This is a genomic window from Streptomyces sp. R-07 (assembly GCF_049913175.1).
In the GTDB taxonomy this organism is placed as follows: domain Bacteria; phylum Actinomycetota; class Actinomycetes; order Streptomycetales; family Streptomycetaceae; genus Streptomyces.
Map to the genome: position 1 here is coordinate 7,561,895 of NZ_CP183978.1, position 14,362 is coordinate 7,576,256.

The 14,362-nt window shown below is 73.5% G+C and carries 15 protein-coding genes; 5 read left to right on the plus strand and 10 right to left on the minus strand.

Annotated features, from left to right (window positions below; genetic code table 11):
- A complete protein-coding gene (locus ACN9M0_RS34475) occupies window positions 1-210 on the minus strand; it encodes a hypothetical protein (RefSeq protein WP_426404822.1) in 210 nt (69 codons plus the stop codon).
- An 85-nt stretch (window positions 211-295) separates the two neighbouring features.
- Between ACN9M0_RS34475 and ACN9M0_RS34480 the strand changes: the two genes are divergently transcribed.
- On the plus strand, window positions 296-1,507 hold the full coding sequence (locus tag ACN9M0_RS34480; RefSeq protein ID WP_426404823.1) for a glycosyltransferase: 1,212 nt from the start codon (window positions 296-298) through the stop codon (window positions 1,505-1,507).
- Window positions 1,508-1,599: 92 nt separating this feature from the next.
- Here the strand turns inward: ACN9M0_RS34480 and ACN9M0_RS34485 are convergent, their stop codons facing one another.
- The 5 genes from ACN9M0_RS34485 to ACN9M0_RS34505 form a co-directional block, all read right to left on the minus strand.
- On the minus strand, window positions 1,600-2,673 hold the full coding sequence (locus tag ACN9M0_RS34485) for an acyl-CoA dehydrogenase family protein (protein WP_426404824.1): 1,074 nt from the start codon (window positions 2,671-2,673) through the stop codon (window positions 1,600-1,602).
- Window positions 2,670-4,052, minus strand: coding sequence for an MFS transporter (locus tag ACN9M0_RS34490; RefSeq protein WP_426404825.1), 1,383 nt, complete (start codon window positions 4,050-4,052; stop codon window positions 2,670-2,672). The genes ACN9M0_RS34485 and ACN9M0_RS34490 overlap by 4 nt, the downstream gene beginning before the upstream one ends.
- A gap of 130 nt (window positions 4,053-4,182) precedes the next feature.
- A complete protein-coding gene (locus tag ACN9M0_RS34495) occupies window positions 4,183-5,199 on the minus strand; it encodes an acyl-CoA dehydrogenase family protein (protein ID WP_426405367.1) in 1,017 nt (338 codons plus the stop codon).
- A complete protein-coding gene (locus tag ACN9M0_RS34500) occupies window positions 5,199-6,368 on the minus strand; it encodes an acyl-CoA dehydrogenase family protein (RefSeq protein WP_426404826.1) in 1,170 nt (389 codons plus the stop codon). The genes ACN9M0_RS34495 and ACN9M0_RS34500 overlap by 1 nt, the downstream gene beginning before the upstream one ends.
- Window positions 6,368-7,228, minus strand: a complete 861-nt coding sequence (locus tag ACN9M0_RS34505) for an enoyl-CoA hydratase (protein ID WP_426404827.1) — start codon at window positions 7,226-7,228, stop codon at window positions 6,368-6,370. The genes ACN9M0_RS34500 and ACN9M0_RS34505 overlap by 1 nt, the downstream gene beginning before the upstream one ends.
- A gap of 45 nt (window positions 7,229-7,273) precedes the next feature.
- On the opposite strand from ACN9M0_RS34505, the gene ACN9M0_RS34510 reads away from it, so the two are divergent.
- Genes ACN9M0_RS34510 through ACN9M0_RS34525 form a run of 4 tightly spaced genes read left to right on the plus strand, consistent with a single transcriptional unit; the run spans window position 7,274 to window position 11,000 of the window.
- A complete protein-coding gene (locus tag ACN9M0_RS34510; RefSeq protein ID WP_426404828.1) occupies window positions 7,274-8,440 on the plus strand; it encodes an acyl-CoA dehydrogenase family protein in 1,167 nt (388 codons plus the stop codon).
- A complete protein-coding gene (locus tag ACN9M0_RS34515; protein WP_366041290.1) occupies window positions 8,437-9,225 on the plus strand; it encodes an SDR family oxidoreductase in 789 nt (262 codons plus the stop codon). The genes ACN9M0_RS34510 and ACN9M0_RS34515 overlap by 4 nt, the downstream gene beginning before the upstream one ends.
- Window positions 9,222-9,809, plus strand: coding sequence for a TetR/AcrR family transcriptional regulator (locus ACN9M0_RS34520; RefSeq protein WP_366041291.1), 588 nt, complete (start codon window positions 9,222-9,224; stop codon window positions 9,807-9,809). The genes ACN9M0_RS34515 and ACN9M0_RS34520 overlap by 4 nt, the downstream gene beginning before the upstream one ends.
- 33 nt (window positions 9,810-9,842) lie before the next feature.
- Window positions 9,843-11,000: an acetyl-CoA C-acetyltransferase gene (locus ACN9M0_RS34525; RefSeq protein WP_426404829.1), complete on the plus strand. Its 1,158-nt coding sequence runs from the start codon at window positions 9,843-9,845 to the stop codon at window positions 10,998-11,000.
- On the opposite strand, the gene ACN9M0_RS34530 is transcribed toward ACN9M0_RS34525, so the two are convergent.
- From ACN9M0_RS34530 to ACN9M0_RS34545, 4 genes are all read right to left on the minus strand, one after another.
- On the minus strand, window positions 10,984-11,529 hold the full coding sequence (locus tag ACN9M0_RS34530) for a VOC family protein (protein WP_426404830.1): 546 nt from the start codon (window positions 11,527-11,529) through the stop codon (window positions 10,984-10,986). The two genes, ACN9M0_RS34525 and ACN9M0_RS34530, sit on opposite strands and share 17 nt — an antisense overlap.
- Before the next feature lie 100 nt (window positions 11,530-11,629).
- On the minus strand, window positions 11,630-12,730 hold the full coding sequence (locus ACN9M0_RS34535; RefSeq protein WP_426404831.1) for an NAD(P)H-dependent flavin oxidoreductase: 1,101 nt from the start codon (window positions 12,728-12,730) through the stop codon (window positions 11,630-11,632).
- Window positions 12,727-13,512, minus strand: coding sequence for a CoA-transferase subunit beta (locus ACN9M0_RS34540; protein ID WP_366041295.1), 786 nt, complete (start codon window positions 13,510-13,512; stop codon window positions 12,727-12,729). The genes ACN9M0_RS34535 and ACN9M0_RS34540 overlap by 4 nt, the downstream gene beginning before the upstream one ends.
- Complete coding sequence (locus tag ACN9M0_RS34545; RefSeq protein ID WP_366041303.1) at window positions 13,509-14,357, minus strand: CoA transferase subunit A; 849 nt, start codon at window positions 14,355-14,357, stop codon at window positions 13,509-13,511. The genes ACN9M0_RS34540 and ACN9M0_RS34545 overlap by 4 nt, the downstream gene beginning before the upstream one ends.
- Window positions 14,358-14,362 lie beyond the last annotated feature (5 nt).

The window sequence follows — 14,362 nt, forward strand, 5'->3', positions numbered from 1 at the left end:
TCACGAGCGCGTGTACCCCTTGAACAGCGGGGTCGTACTGCCGCGTTCGGTCACGTTGGCGGCGAGATGGGCGAAGTCCGGGCCCTGGTACGGGACGTCAGAGGCGCAGCCGTCGTCGGGGTGGCAGCGCCCTTGGACCGCCGGGCCGCGGTGGGTGATCAGCCGCGGTGGCGGCCGGCCAGCGCCGCCCGCCCCTCCGGAGACCTGCACGCCAAGGCGGTCCTGACCTTCGATCAGACGTACTGAGCACGACCGTCGCCCGACGGACGCGGCAGGCGCCGGGGAGAATCCCTCCATGCGCATTCTGATCATCACCGCCGGATCCCGGGGCGACGTCGCACCCTTCACCGGCCTCGGTCGGCGTCTGCTGGACGCGGGCCATCAGGTCGCCGTGGCCGCCCACCCGTCCTTCGCCGCGCTCATCGGCGGGTGCGGTCTCGACTTCCGGACCGTGCCGGGAGACCCGCAGAAGCTGATCCGCGACTGGGCCGCTGCGGCCTCGCGCGAGGAGGCCCAGGCGATGACACGGGCGTACGCGGACGGGCTCGCCGACGGGGTGGCGGAGGCCGTGGCGGGCGGAACCGACCTGCTGCTCACCGCCCACGGCCCGGCACCGCTCAGCCGGACGGCCGGCGCGGCGTTCGGCATCCCCGTCATCGGCACCTACCTCGTACCGTCGTTCGCCACCCGGGAGTTCCCGCTGCCCAACGCCCGGAACACCGACGGCACGGGGCCGGAGGCCAACCTCGCGGCGGGCCGGGACGTGCTGCGGCGCGCCGAAGGGGTCTTCGCGGGCGCCGTGACCCGCCTGCGCGAACGCCTCGGGCTTCCCGCCGGCACGCCCTCGGCCGCGGAGGACATCCGGCCGGCCTTCCACGGCTACAGCCCGCTGGTGGTGCCGCGCCCGGGGGACTGGCCGTCCGGGGTCGAGGTGACGGGTTACTGGTGGCCCGCGCGTCCGGACGGCTGGCAACCCCCGGCCGAACTGGCCGACTTCCTCCAGGCCGGTCCGCCCCCGGTGTTCATCGGGTTCGGCAGCATGGCCGTGGGGGAGGGGGAACGGCTCGGTGAACTGGTGTCCGCGGCGGTGCGGCGGGCGGGCGTGCGTGCGGTGGTGCAGGCGGGGTGGGCCGAGCTGGCCGGCTGCGGCCCCGACGTCCTGGCCGTCGGCGACGTCCCGCACGACTGGCTGTTCCCGCGCACCGCCGCCGTCGTCCACCACGCCGGCGCGGGCACCACCGCGGCCGGACTGCGCGCCGGCGTACCCGCCGTGGCCGTACCGGTCATGTACGACCAGCCGTTCTGGTCGGATCGGCTGCACGCACTGGGCGTCGCCCCGCGGCCCGTGCCGTTCGACGCCCTCACCGCCGAAGCCCTCGGCGACGCGATCACGGCCTGCCTGTCCCAGCCTTCCCACCGCCGTCGCGCGGCCGAACTCGCCCACGGACTCGCCGCGGAGGACGGAGCCGCCGCGCTTCTCGCCCACATCGGCTCGGGACAAGGGTGAACCGGCGGAACGAGGAACCCGGCCGGGCCCGAGACGCGTCAGGGGCCGGACCGGACGACCGGCGGGCTTTCCAGGCGGGGCGAGGGGCGCCGTCAGACCGAGGTCAGGCCCAGGTCCGCCGCCAGGCGGGCGCGGTGCCAGGCCGGTGGGCCGAAGAGCTGGGCCGAGCCGTGCGCCCGCTTGAAGTAGCGGTGGGCGTCGTGCTCCCAGGTGATGCCGATGCCGCCGTGCAGCTGGATCATCTCGCCCGCGACCGCCGAGAACGCCTCCGAGCACGCGGACTTGGCGGCGGCCGCGTGCCGCGACAGCTCCGGGTCGTCCGCCGCGGCGGCGAAGGAGGCGCCGAGCGCGACCGAGCGCGCCGACTCCACCAGGACGTACGCGTCCGCGAGCCGGTGCTTGACCGCCTGGAAGGAGCCGATGGGCCGGCCGAACTGGACCCGTTCCTTGGCGTAGGCCAGCGTGAGCTCGAGGCAGCGCGCGGCGGCGCCGACCTGTTCGGCGGCGAGCGCCGTGCAGGCCAGGTCCAGTACGTGAGAAAGGACCCGGTAGCCCTCGCCCTCCGCGCCCACGAGCCGGCCCTCCGCCTCCGCGAGCACCACCCGCGCCTGCGTCCTGGTGGAGTCCATCGTCACCGTCGCCTCACGGTCCACGCCGGAGCCGTCCGCCGGCACCTCGAAGAGCGAGACCCCCGCTCCCGAACGGGCCGCGACGAGCAGGACGCCGGCTCGCGCACCGTCGAGGATGTGCTCCTTGGTCCCGGTGAGCCGCCACGTCCCGCCGGGCCCCGCGGCGGCCTCGGCCCGTACGGCCGACGGATCCCAGGAACCGCCTTCGGCCCACGCCAGGGCCCCCACCACGGCACCCGAGGCCAGGTCCGGCAGCAGCCGCTCGCACGCCGTACGGTCGCCCGAGGCGAGCAGCGCCCGCACCGCGAGCACCGCCGAGCCGAGGTACGGGACGGGGCTCAGCTCCCGCCCCAGCTCCTCGAGCACCACGTGGACCTCCCGGGCCCCGTACCCGGCACCGCCGTACTCCTCCGGAACGGCGAGCCCCGCGACGCCGATCTGTTCGGTCAGCGGCCGCCAGGCCGTGTCTCCCGGGTGGCGCCCGAGCACGGCCCGTACGGCGGACCGCAGTTCCTCCTGTTCCTCCGTCGGCCTCATGCCTGGGCTCCTCTCGATGTCGTACGGGTACGGGGCTGCTCGTCCGGTGCCGCAGGGTCCTCCGCAGACAGGTCCCGGCCCCGGGTCTCGGCGGTGCGCCAGACGGCGAGCGCGGTCACGAGCCCGCAGACGACGGCGAGCACCACGAGGGGTGTGCTGCGGATGTCGTCGGAGGCGGAGAGCAGACTGCCGGCGAACATCGGGGTGAATCCGCCCCCGATGAGGGCGGCCAGCTGGTAGCCGAGCGAGGCGCCGGTGTAGCGGACGCGCGTGCCGAACATCTCCGAGAGCAGCGGGCCCAGAGGCGCGTACATCGCGGACTGCACCACCTGGCCGAGGACCATGCCGAGGATCAGCAGCGCGGGGGAGCGCGCGTCGACCAGGGCGTAGACCGGGAAGGCGAGCAGGACGACGCCCGCCGCGCCGCCCATCACGACGGCCCGGCGGCCGACGCGGTCGGAGAGCGCGGAGAAGAGCGGGATGCAGGCGAGACCCGCGACCGAGGTGAAGAGGAGTCCGGTCATCACCTCGGAGGTGGCGTAGCCGATGGCCGTGGCGTACGTGAGCATGAAGGTGCTGATCAGCGCCGTCAGGGCGAACGGGCCGATGCCGACGGCACACGCGAGGACGAGGTTGCGGGGTGCGCGCAGCACCTGCGCCAGCGGCACGCCGGGAGCCTCACCGGCGCTCGCCGCCCGCGCCGCCTGCCGGAACAGCGGGCTCTCCGTGATGCTGACGCGCACGTAGAGCCCGACGCCGAGGAGCACCGCGCTGAACAGGAACGGGACGCGCCAGCCCCAGGCGAGGAACGACTCGCGGGGGAGCGTCGAGACGAGCGTGACCGCGACCGTGGAGAGCAGGAATCCGATCGGGGAGCCCATCTGCATCACGCCGCTCCACAGGCCGCGGCGGCGCGGGTCGGCGTGCTCGACGACCATGAGCGTGGCACCGGCCCATTCCCCGCCGATGGCGAGGCCCTGGACGACGCGGAACAGCACGAGGAGGACGGGAGCGGCGACGCCGATGGTCCCGTACGTCGGGAGGACGCCGATCAGGAAACTCGCCACGCCCATGAGGGCCATGGTGAGGACGAGCATGGACTTGCGGCCGAGCCGGTCGCCGAAGTGTCCGAAGACGGCGCCGCCGAGCGGGCGCGCCACATAGCCGGCGGCGAGTGTCCCGAAGGCGGCGATCGTGCCGACGGTGGGATCGGTCTCGGGGAAGAACAGCTCGCCGAAGACGAGCGCGGCCATCGTGCCGTAGAGCAGGAAGTCGTAGTACTCGATGACGGTGCCGAGCAGGCTCGACAGCGCCACCCTGCGCAGCAGGGCGGGGTCCGAGGGTCTGTCGGGGGCGTGCGGGGACGGTGCGGGGGACACGGCTGACTCCCAGGTGCGGTAGGGATGCTGGGGACCGCTGAGCGGTACGGGGACGGAAGGGGGAGCGGGTGCCCGCTGCCCGGCCCGGGGCAGCGGGCCCCGTTCAGGGTGTTTCTGTGCTCCGGGTGCTTCAGGCTCCGAGGACGCGGGCGCGGCAGGCCGCGGGGGTGCCCCAGGCGTCGCGGAGGGGACGGGCCTTGCGGATCCACAGGGCGAGGTCCAGCTCCTCGGTGTAGCCGACGGCACCGTGCAGTTGCAGGGCGGTGCGGGCGGCGGCGTACGCTGCCTCGCCCGCCGTGACCTTCGCCGCGGCGATCTCGGCGGCGCTGTGGTCCGCCCCTTGCGCGAGGGCCAGGGCGGCCGAGTGGAGCAGGGGCTGGGCGAACTCCAGGGCGATGAGCGTGTCCGCGAGACGGTGCTTCACCGCCTGGAAGGAGCCGATGGCGACCCCGAACTGGGTGCGCTGCTTCACGTACTCCACCGTCCGGTCGAGCAGGGCGCGGCCGAGTCCGAGGGACTGGGCGGCGGTGGCGAGCGCGGCGACCTCGCAGGCGTGCGCGGCGGCGGCCGTCACGGCCGGGCCGCGCGCCAGGACGGTTCCGCCGAGCGGCCGGGCCAGCCGGCGCGCGGGGTCGGCCGAGGGCTGCACGGGGCCGGCGGACTCCGCCAGGCGTACGGTGTCGCCCTCGACGACGAGCACGGCGTCGGCGGCGTCCGGGTCCAGGGCGTAGGGGCTCCCGGCGGCCGGCACGCACAGGGAGACGACCGCCTTCCCCGAGGCGATCTGCGGCAGCCGCACCGCGGCGGCCTCCGCCGCGTCAGCTCCGCCGAGGGCGTCGGCGCCGCCGAGGCGGTCGAGGAGCGCCGCCGCGGCGACCGTCTCCACGAGCGGGCCGGGCACGGTGTGGCGGCCCAACTCGGTGAAGGCGACGGTCAGTTCGACGGGCAGCGGACCCAGGCCGTCGTGCCGCTCCGGTACGGCGAGGGCGAGGACCCCCGCCTCCGCGAGCCGTGACCAGAGCGCGCGGCCGGGCGCGGTGTCCCCGGCAGCCCAGGCCCGTACGGCCGCGGGGGTGTCGGCCGCCGTGAGCATGCCGTCGAGGGAGCGGGCGAACTCCCGCTGCTCGTCGTCGAGGAGGAACCGCATCACCGGCGTCCCTTCGGGAGGCCGAGCAGCCGCTCGGCGATGATGTCGCGCTGGATCTCGTTGGTGCCGGCGTAGATGGGCCCGGCGAGGGAGAACGTGAAGCCTTCGGCCCAGCCGCCGTGCGCGGGTGCGTCCGAGGCCGCGTCGGACAGTTCGCCGTACGGCCCGAGCAGATCGAGGGCGGTCTCGTGGAGCGCGATGTCCAGCTCGGACCAGAAGACCTTGTTGAGGCTGGACTCGGCGCCGATCGAGCCTCCGGCGGCGAGGCGTGAGGCGCCCGCGTAGGCGAACAGGCGGTAGGCACGCGCGCCGATGACCGCGTCGGCGACCCGGTCGCGCGTGGCGGAGTCGGCGGGGTCGGCGGTCTCCCGCCACAGCGCGGTCAGCCGCTCGGCGGCGGCGGTGAACCGGCCCGGGCTGCGCAGGGTGAGCCCCCGCTCGTTGCCCGCGGTGCTCATGGCGACCCGCCAGCCCTGTCCCGGCGCGCCGATCACGTCCTCGTCGGCCACGAACACGTCGTCGAGGAAGAGCTCGGCGAAGGCGGGCTTGCCGTCGAGTCGCCCGATGGGCCGTACGGTCACGCCGTCGGCGTCCAGCGGGAACATCAGGTACGTCAGGCCCTGGTGCGGCTTTCCCGCGTCGGGGTCGCTGCGGAACAGGCCGAAGGCGCGGTCCGCGAAGGCCGCCCGGGACGACCAGGTCTTCTGGCCGCGCAGGAGCCAGCCGCCGTCGGTCCGTACGGCCGTGGAGCGCAGCGAGGCGAGGTCGGAGCCGGACTCGGGTTCGGACCAGGCCTGCGCCCAGATGACCTCGCCGCTCGCCATGGGGGGCAGGACGCGGGCGCGCTGCTCGTCGGTGCCGTGCTCGAAGAGGGTGGGGGCGAGGAGGTTGATGCCGTTCTGGCTGACCCGGCCGGGGGCGCCGGCAGCGTAGTACTCCTCCTCGAAGACCAGCCACTGGAGGAGGGAGGCGCCCCGGCCGCCGTACTCCTCGGGCCAGGAGACCACCGACCAGCAGTCGGCGGACAGGGTCCGCTCCCACGCCCGGTGGGCGGCGAAGCCCTCCTCCGTCTCCAGCGAGGGCAGGGGGGTGTCGGGCACGTGGGCGGTGAGCCAGGCGCGGGCCTCGGCCCGGAAGGCGTCCTCCGCCGCGGAGAAGTCGAGATCCATCAGGCTCCCGCCGCCTTCATTGCTCGTATGTCCATGCCGCCGAGCGCGTCGGGCGCGGTCTCGGCGTTATGCGCGTGCGCGAGGTGGTGAAGCCCGAAGACCGAGTCCATGCCGGTGTGCAGGCCCTGGAGGTCCTCGGCCTGGTTGACGGCGCGCTTGGTCAGCGCCAGGCCCATGCGGGGCATCTCGGCGATCCTGGCGGCGAGTTCCATGGTCCGATCCGTCAACTCGCGTGGCGGGACGACCCGGTTGACCATGCCGACGTCGTAGGCGCGCCGGGCGTCCATCCGGTCGCCGGTGAAGAGGAACTCCTTGGCGATGCGCGGCGGCATCACCCACGGGTGGGCGAAGTACTCGACGCCGGGGATGCCCATGCGGACCACGGGGTCGGCGAAGAAGGCGTCCTCGGCGGCGACGATGAGGTCGCACACCCAGGCGAGCATCAGGCCGCCCGCGACGCAGGCGCCCTGCACCGACGCGACCATGGGCTTGGGCAGTTCGCGCCAGCGGCGGCACATGCCGAGGTAGACCTCGGACTCGCGGGCGAAGCGGCTCTCCGCGCCCCGCTTGTCCGAGTGGTCCCACCAGAGCCCGGCGCGCCGGTCGAACGGCACGTGGGCGTCCCGCTCGGGGGTGCCGATGTCGTGGCCGGCGGAGAAGTGCTTCCCCGCTCCGGCGAGCACGACGACCTTGACCTCGTCGTCGTCGGCCGCTCGGTAGAAGGCGCGGTCGAGGGCGTAGGTCATCGCGGAGTTCTGGGCGTTGCGGTAATCGGGCCGGTCCATCGTGACCACGGCCACCGGGCCGAGTCGTTCGTAGCGGACCGGTTCCGTGGTGGATGCGGTGCGGGCAGCGGACATCCGCCCTCCTTCCCTAACAAGTGTTTGGTAGGTTAACGTACGGCCATGAGCGACGTCGAGGAGTTCCGCAGAGAGGTCCGCGGCTGGCTGCGCGCCAACCTCACGGGCGAGTTCGCCGCCCTCCGCGGGCGCGGCGGCCCCGGACGGGAACACGAGGCCCATGCCGAACGCCTCGCCTGGGAACGGCACATGGCCGCCGGGGGATGGACCTGCGTCGGCTGGCCCAAGGAGTACGGCGGACGGGGCGCGACCCTCGAACAGCAGGTCGCCTTCCACGAGGAGTACGCCCTCGCCGGAGCCCCCGCCCGCGTCAGCCACATCGGCGAACAGCTCCTGGGCCCCACCCTCATCGCCTTCGGCACCCCCGAACAGCGCGAGAGGTTCCTCCCGCCGATCGTCGCCGTCGAGGAGCTGTGGTGCCAGGGCTACTCCGAGCCGGACGCCGGCTCGGACCTGGCGAATGTGCGGACCCGCGCCGAGGCTGAGGGCGACGAGTGGGTGGTCACCGGACAGAAGGTGTGGACCTCACTCGCGCACGAGGCCGACTGGTGCTTCGTCGTCGCCCGCACCGAGCCCGGATCGGCCCGCCACCGCGGCCTGTCCTACCTGCTCGTCCCCCTGGACCAGCCCGGCGTGGAGATCCGGCCGATCGTCCAGCTGACCGGGACCTCGGAATTCAACGAGGTCTTCTTCGACGGAGCCCGCACCCACGCCTCCCACGTCGTCGGCGCCCCCGGCGACGGCTGGCGGATCGCCATGGCCACCCTCGGCTTCGAGCGGGGCGTGTCCACCCTCGGCCAGCAGGTCGGCTTCCGCCGCGAGCTGGAAGCCCTCATCGACCTGGCCCGGCGCAACGGCGCCGCCGCCGACCCGCTGATCCGCGACCGCATCGCCCGCGCCTGGATCGGCCTGGAGACCATCCGGTTCAACGCCCTGCGCATGCTCGACGGCGTCGCCGCCGGAGCCCCGGGCCCCGAGGCGTCCATCGGGAAGATCTTCTGGGCCACCTGGCACCGGGAGCTCGGCGAACTCGCCATGGACGTCTGCGGCGCCGCGGGGATGCTCGCCGACGGCGAACCGTACGACCTCACCGACTGGCAGCGGCTCTACCTCTTCTCCCGCTCCGACACCATCTATGCCGGCTCCAACGAGATCCAGCGGAACATTATCGCCGAGCGCGTCCTCGGCCTGCCCAAGGAGGTCCGCCCATGACCGGCACACCACCCCCCTACGTGCCGGGCCACGGTCTGCTCACCGGCCGCGACGCCGTCGTCACCGCCGCCGCGGGCGCCGGCATCGGTGGCGCGACCGCCAGACGGCTCCTGGAGGAAGGCGCGCGGGTCGTCGTCTCGGACGCCCACGCCCGCAGACTCAAGGAGACCGAGGCCGAGCTGGCCGCGGAGTTCGGCGCGGACCGGGTCGCCGCCCTGCCCTGCGACGTCACCGACGAGACCCAGGTCGCCGCACTTTTCGACCTTGCCGTGGAACGCCACGGACGCCTCGACATAGTCGTCAACAACGCCGGCCTCGGCGGCACCGCCGACCTCGTCGACATGGCCGACGAGCAGTGGGACAAGGTCCTCGACGTCACCCTCAACGGCACCTTCCGCTGCACCCGGGCCGCGCTGCGCCGGATGAAGGACGCGGGCGCCGGGGGCGTCGTCGTCAACAACGCCTCGGTGATCGGCTGGCGGGCCCAGAAGGGACAGGCCCACTACGCCGCCGCCAAGGCCGGCGTCATGGCCCTCACCCGCTGCGCCGCCCTGGAGGCCGCCGACTACGGGGTACGAGTCAACGCCGTCTCCCCGAGCCTGGCCATGCACCCGCACCTGGTGAAGGTCACCACCCCCGAACTCCTGGAGGAACTGACCTCCCGCGAGGCCTTCGGGCGCTACGCCGAGCCGTGGGAGGTGGCCAACGTGATCGTCTTCCTGGCCAGCGGCTACTCCTCGTACCTGACGGGCGAGGTCCTCTCCGTCAGCAGCCAGCACCCGTGAGACCGGCGCCGGAACGGCGCCGCGAGATCCTGGACACGGCGGCCGAGGTGTTCGCCGCCCAGGGGTACGACGCCACCACCGTCCGCCGCATCGCCGACGCGGCCGGCCTGCTCGCGGGCAGCCTGTACTACCACTTCGACTCCAAGGAGTCGATGCTCGACGAGATCCTCCGCGCCTTCCTGGACGAGCTGTGGGCCCGGTACGACGCCGTGCTCGCCGCGGTGCTCGGCCCCCGCGAGACCCTGGAGGCCCTCGTCACCGAATCGTTCCGGGAGATCGACCGGCACCGCGCCGCCGTCGCCATCTACCAGAAGGAGTCCAGGCACCTGCGGGAGCAGCCGCGCTTCGGCTACCTCGCGGGCTCCCAGCGGAGATTCGAGGAGGCCTGGCTCAGGACCCTGGAGCGCGGCGTGGCCGCCGGGGTCTTCCGCACCGACCTCGACGTCCGGCTCACCTACCGCTTCGTGCGCGACACCGTCTGGGTCGCCGCGTCCTGGTACCGGCCGGGCGGACAGCACAGCCCGGAGGAGATCGCCCGCCAGTACCTGTCGATGGTGCTTGAGGGCGTCGCCCTCCGTACATGACATGACAAAATGGACATCGAAGAAGGAGCCGTCATGGCCGAGGCCTACATCGTCGAAGCGGTCCGCACCCCCGTCGGCAGGCGGAACGGCGGCCTTTCCGCCGTCCACCCGGCCGACCTCGGAGCACACGTCCTGAAGGCGCTGATGGAGCGCTCCGGCGCCGATCCGGCCGCCGTCGAGGACGTCGTCTTCGGCTGCCTGGACACCGTCGGCCCGCAGGCCGGCGACATAGCCCGCACCGCCTGGCTGGCCGCCGGACTGCCCGAGGAGGTGCCCGGCACGACCGTGGACCGGCAGTGCGGCTCCTCCCAGCAGGCCCTGCACTTCGCCGCACAGGGCGTCCTGTCCGGCACCCAGGACCTGGTGGTGGCCGGCGGCGTACAGAACATGTCGATGATCCCCATCGCCTTCGCCAGCCGCCAGGCCGCCGACCCGCTCGGCCTGGCCGAGGGCCCGTACGCCGGCTCCGAGGGCTGGCGCGCCCGCTACGGCGACCAGCCGGTCAACCAGTTCCACGGTGCCGAGCTCATCGCCGCCAAGTGGGACATCTCCCGGCGGGACATGGAGGAGTTCGCTCTGCGCTCCCACCAGCGGGCCGCCCGCGCCATCGACGAGGGCCGCTTCGACCGCGAGATCGTCGCGTACGGGGACGTCACCACCGACGAGGGCCCGCGCCGCGACACCACCCTGGAGAAGATGGCCGGCCTGAAGCCGCTCGTCGAGGGCGGCCGGCTGACCGCCGCGGTCTCCTCGCAGGTCTCCGACGGGGCCTCGGCGATGCTGATCGCCTCGGAGCGCGCCGTACGGGAACACGGCCTGACGCCGCGCGCCCGCGTCCACCACCTGTCCGTACGGGGCGAGGACCCGATCCGCATGCTGTCCGCCCCGATCCCGGCCACGGCGTACGCGCTGAAGAAGGCCGGGATGACGCTCGACGACATCGACCTGGTCGAGATCAACGAGGCCTTCGCCTCGGTCGTCCTGGCCTGGCTGAAGGAGACCGGCGCCGACCCGGAGAAGGTCAACGTCAACGGCGGCGCCATCGCCCTCGGCCACCCGCTCGGCGCCACCGGCACCAAGCTGATGACCACCCTCCTGCACGAACTGGAGCGCACCGGCGGCCGCTACGGCCTGCAGACCATGTGCGAAGGCGGCGGCCAGGCGAACGTGACGATCATCGAGCGTCTGTGACGCCACTGGTGAAGATCTCGCGCCACACGGCGTGATCGGTGCGGGGGCCTCCAGGGGTCTCCGCGCCGTACACCTCGATCTCCGCCTCGATGTCGAGCGGGCGGGTGGGCGAGGTCATCGCCGAGAGTTCCCCGGCGACGGCCGCGTCGGGGACCAGCCAGCAGACCTCGAACTCGATGCCGTCCGGGTCGCGGGCGTACAGGGCCTTGGTGGAGGCGTGGTTGCTCGCGCCGGTCAGGGCCCCCGCCTGGGCGAGCCGGGTCCGCATCCGGCCCAGCTCGGCCAGCGTGTCCACCTCCCATGCCAGGTGGTAGAGGCCGACCCGCCCGGTGCGCTGCCCGGAGCCGGGCTCGGGAGACTGGAACAGCCCGAGGTCGTGGTCGTTGGCCGAGCCCGCCGCCTGGAGGAAGGCCGCCCCGGGGAACGCCTGTGGCAGCGGCCGGAATTCGAGCACATCGCGGTAGAAGGCGAGGCTGCGCTCCAGGTCGGAGACGAAGAGGACGGCGTGGTTCAGCCGCTGGACGGGCATGGCGATTCCGTTCGTGGTCGGTGTGGAAGAGAGTGGGTGGAGACACATGTCCGCCGGGGCGAAGGTACCCCGGCGGACATGCGCGTATCGGGCGGGTGCGTCAGTCTTGGCCCGGCAGGGCCTGCAGCGTGGCCCGCGCCTCGGGGCCCGGCAGGGCCTGGAGCGTGGCCCGCGCCTCGGCCATGAGGCGGTCGACGAGTTCGGCGCAGGACGGCAGGTCGTCGATCAGCCCCGCGACCTGCCCGGAGGCCATCACGCCGAGATCGGTCCGGCCCTCCACCATGGACGCCCTGAGCAGCATCGGGGTGTTGGCCGCCAGCAGGATCTGGCTCCAGGTGAGGTCCTTGCCGTGCTTCATCGCCAGGCCGTCGCGGACCATCTGCGGCCAGCTCATCCCGGACTCGCGCCGGAAGGCCGCCGCGTGCCGGACCGCCCGCAGCAGCGAGGCGGCCCGGCCCGAGCGCTCCAGGGCGTCGACGAGCTCCGTGCGCAGCATGCGGTGCGGCAGTCCGTCCACCTTCGTCGTGACGGTGACGTCCGTGACCGCCGCGGCGAGGTAGCGGGCCTTCACCGCGTCGGGGACCGTGCTGTCGGAGGTGAGCAGGAAGCGCGTGCCCATGGCGATCCCGGCCGCGCCGTAGGCCAGCGCCGCGACCAGGCCGCGCCCGTCGTGGAAGCCGCCGGCCGCGACGACCGGGATGTCCACGGCGTCCACGACCTGCGGGAGCAGGACGGTGGTGGCGACGCTGCCGGTGTGGCCGCCGCCCTCCCCGCCCTGCACGATCACCGCGTCGGCGCCCCACGCCGCGACCTTCTCGGCGTGCCGCCTCGCTCCGACGGAGGGGATGACGACGACCCCCGCGTCCTTGAGCCGCGCGATCAGCTCGCGGGACGGCGCGAGCGCGAACGAGGCGACCTTCACGCCCTCGTCGATGATGATCCGCGCGCGCTCGGCCGCGTCCCCGGCGTCCGCGCGCAGATTGACGCCGAAGGGAGCGTCCGTACGGGACTTGACCTCGCGCACCGCGGAGCGGAGCTGGTCGACGGTCATCGTCGCCGAGGCCAGGATGCCGAGCGCCCCGGCGTTGGCGGTGGCCGAGACCAGGCGGGGACCGGCCACCCACCCCATGCCGGTCTGCACGACGGGGTGGCGCACCCCGACGAGCTCGGTGAGCCGGGTGGCGATCGTGGCGTCGCTCATGAGGGGACCTCCCGGTCGCGCAGCCCCTTCGGGTCGATCTCCTCGCGGATCAGCCGCAGTTCCTCGGCGGTGGGATCGCGGGTGTACGGCACCTCGTCGGGGACGGTCAGCGCGAAGCCGGTGGACTCCAGGACCTGCTCGACCGTGACGCCGGGGTGCAGCGAGCGCAGCCGCATGGTGCGGTCCGGGGTCTCGAAGTCGAAGACGCCCAGATCGGTGATGACGCCGGGGAGGCGGTGGTAGCGGCTAGCGGAGGGGCCGGCCGCGGCGGCCCGGTCGTAGCCGACGCCGGAGACCATGTCGACCCGTTCGACGAAGACGCGCGTCGAGTGCTTGGGGACCCAGTAACTCGTGGGGTTGTTCAGGGTGTTCACCGGCGCGCCCCGCACGCCGAGGAGCTGGCGCTTCGGCCGCGCCCAGTCGCCGATGCAGCTGATGTTCTGGTTGCCGTACCGGTCGAGCTGGCTCGCGCCCATCATGACGTGTCGGCGCCCGGTGGCGACCATGGCCAGGTGCTGCCGGTAGGGCAGCCAGCCCTCCACCACCCGGGGCGCGGCGCCGACCGCCGGCACGTCGGCGATGAGCAGCGCCTCTCCGTCGGTCAGCAGCAGGTCGGGGGAGAAGGTGAGCTTCGCGAGGCGGGCGCCGATCATCGGGACGGTGCCCATAGGACTGGCCAGGACCTCGCCCGCGCCCCGCCACGCCTCGGCGCAGGCGACGACGCAGTGATCGGCCCGGGTCGCCGTCACGGCCGCCGTCGTGGTGGATTCGGTGCCGCTCATGCTTCCTCCTCGTGGAACGCCGCGACGGCGGCCTGGTAGGCGTCCTCGTCGCCGGACAGGAACCGGGCGGTGAAGTCCCGCCAGGCCTCCGGGTCCCGGGCCGCCTTGACGTAGGCGCGCTGGAAGTCTTCGTCCCGGTCGTAGTCGGGGGCGCAGGAGGTGAAGTGCGCGCCGTTCGGGGTCTCCACGACACCGTCCACGAACGCACGCTTGAGCAGCAGCGACTGCGGTCCCGCGTCCTTGAGCAGCTCCGAGGTCTCGACGATCCGCTCGCAGGAGACGTACGCGGCGTCGGCGGCCTCGCAGAACAGGTCGTCGAAGTACGGGTCGGGTCCCAGGTACTGGCCGTTGCCGTGCGCGTCGGCGCGGTTGAGGTGCACGAGGGAGGCGTCCAGGTGCAGCGCGGGGACGGCGACGAGCTCCTCGCGGTCGTCGTACGGGGACGTCACGGTCCGCAGCGAGGGGTTGACGGTCATCACGTCCGAGGCGAGCCCGGCCCGGATGGGCATGAAGGGCAGCCGGTGCACGGCGGCGGTCAGGCCCCACATGACCATCGCCTCGTCCAGCTCCACCAGCTCGAAGTCGCCGCGCTGCCGGGCGGCGCCGAAGTGCGGCTCCAGGGGTACGGAGTCGAGCGTGGCGAAGGCCGCGACCAGCTTGCGGATCTTCCCGGCGGCGGCAAGCAGCCCGACGTCCGGGCCGCCGTACGAGACCACGGTCAGGTCGGTGAGGTCGGACCGCAGCAGCGCCCGTACCAGCGCCATCGGCTTGCGCCGCGAGCCCCAGCCGCCGATGCCGATCGTCATCCCGCTCCGGAGCCGGCCCACGACCTCCTCGGCGGTCATCGTCT

What these genes read in the sequence shown, in the direction of transcription:
- ACN9M0_RS34510 (WP_426404828.1), top strand. Translation starts at nt 7,274, where the DNA reads ATGAGCGACGTCGAGGAGTTCCGCAGAGAGGTCCGCGGCTGGCTGCGC.
- ACN9M0_RS34535 (WP_426404831.1), bottom strand. Translation starts at nt 12,730, where the DNA reads ATGAGCGACGCCACGATCGCCACCCGGCTCACCGAGCTCGTCGGGGTG.
- ACN9M0_RS34500 (WP_426404826.1), bottom strand. Translation starts at nt 6,368, where the DNA reads ATGGATCTCGACTTCTCCGCGGCGGAGGACGCCTTCCGGGCCGAGGCC.
- ACN9M0_RS34545 (WP_366041303.1), bottom strand. Translation starts at nt 14,357, where the DNA reads ATGACCGCCGAGGAGGTCGTGGGCCGGCTCCGGAGCGGGATGACGATC.
- ACN9M0_RS34485 (WP_426404824.1), bottom strand. Translation starts at nt 2,673, where the DNA reads ATGAGGCCGACGGAGGAACAGGAGGAACTGCGGTCCGCCGTACGGGCC.
- ACN9M0_RS34515 (WP_366041290.1), top strand. Translation starts at nt 8,437, where the DNA reads ATGACCGGCACACCACCCCCCTACGTGCCGGGCCACGGTCTGCTCACC.
- ACN9M0_RS34525 (WP_426404829.1), top strand. Translation starts at nt 9,843, where the DNA reads ATGGCCGAGGCCTACATCGTCGAAGCGGTCCGCACCCCCGTCGGCAGG.
- ACN9M0_RS34505 (WP_426404827.1), bottom strand. Translation starts at nt 7,228, where the DNA reads ATGTCCGCTGCCCGCACCGCATCCACCACGGAACCGGTCCGCTACGAA.
- ACN9M0_RS34480 (WP_426404823.1), top strand. Translation starts at nt 296, where the DNA reads ATGCGCATTCTGATCATCACCGCCGGATCCCGGGGCGACGTCGCACCC.
- ACN9M0_RS34495 (WP_426405367.1), bottom strand. Translation starts at nt 5,199, where the DNA reads ATGCGGTTCCTCCTCGACGACGAGCAGCGGGAGTTCGCCCGCTCCCTC.
- ACN9M0_RS34540 (WP_366041295.1), bottom strand. Translation starts at nt 13,512, where the DNA reads ATGAGCGGCACCGAATCCACCACGACGGCGGCCGTGACGGCGACCCGG.
- ACN9M0_RS34530 (WP_426404830.1), bottom strand. Translation starts at nt 11,529, where the DNA reads ATGCCCGTCCAGCGGCTGAACCACGCCGTCCTCTTCGTCTCCGACCTG.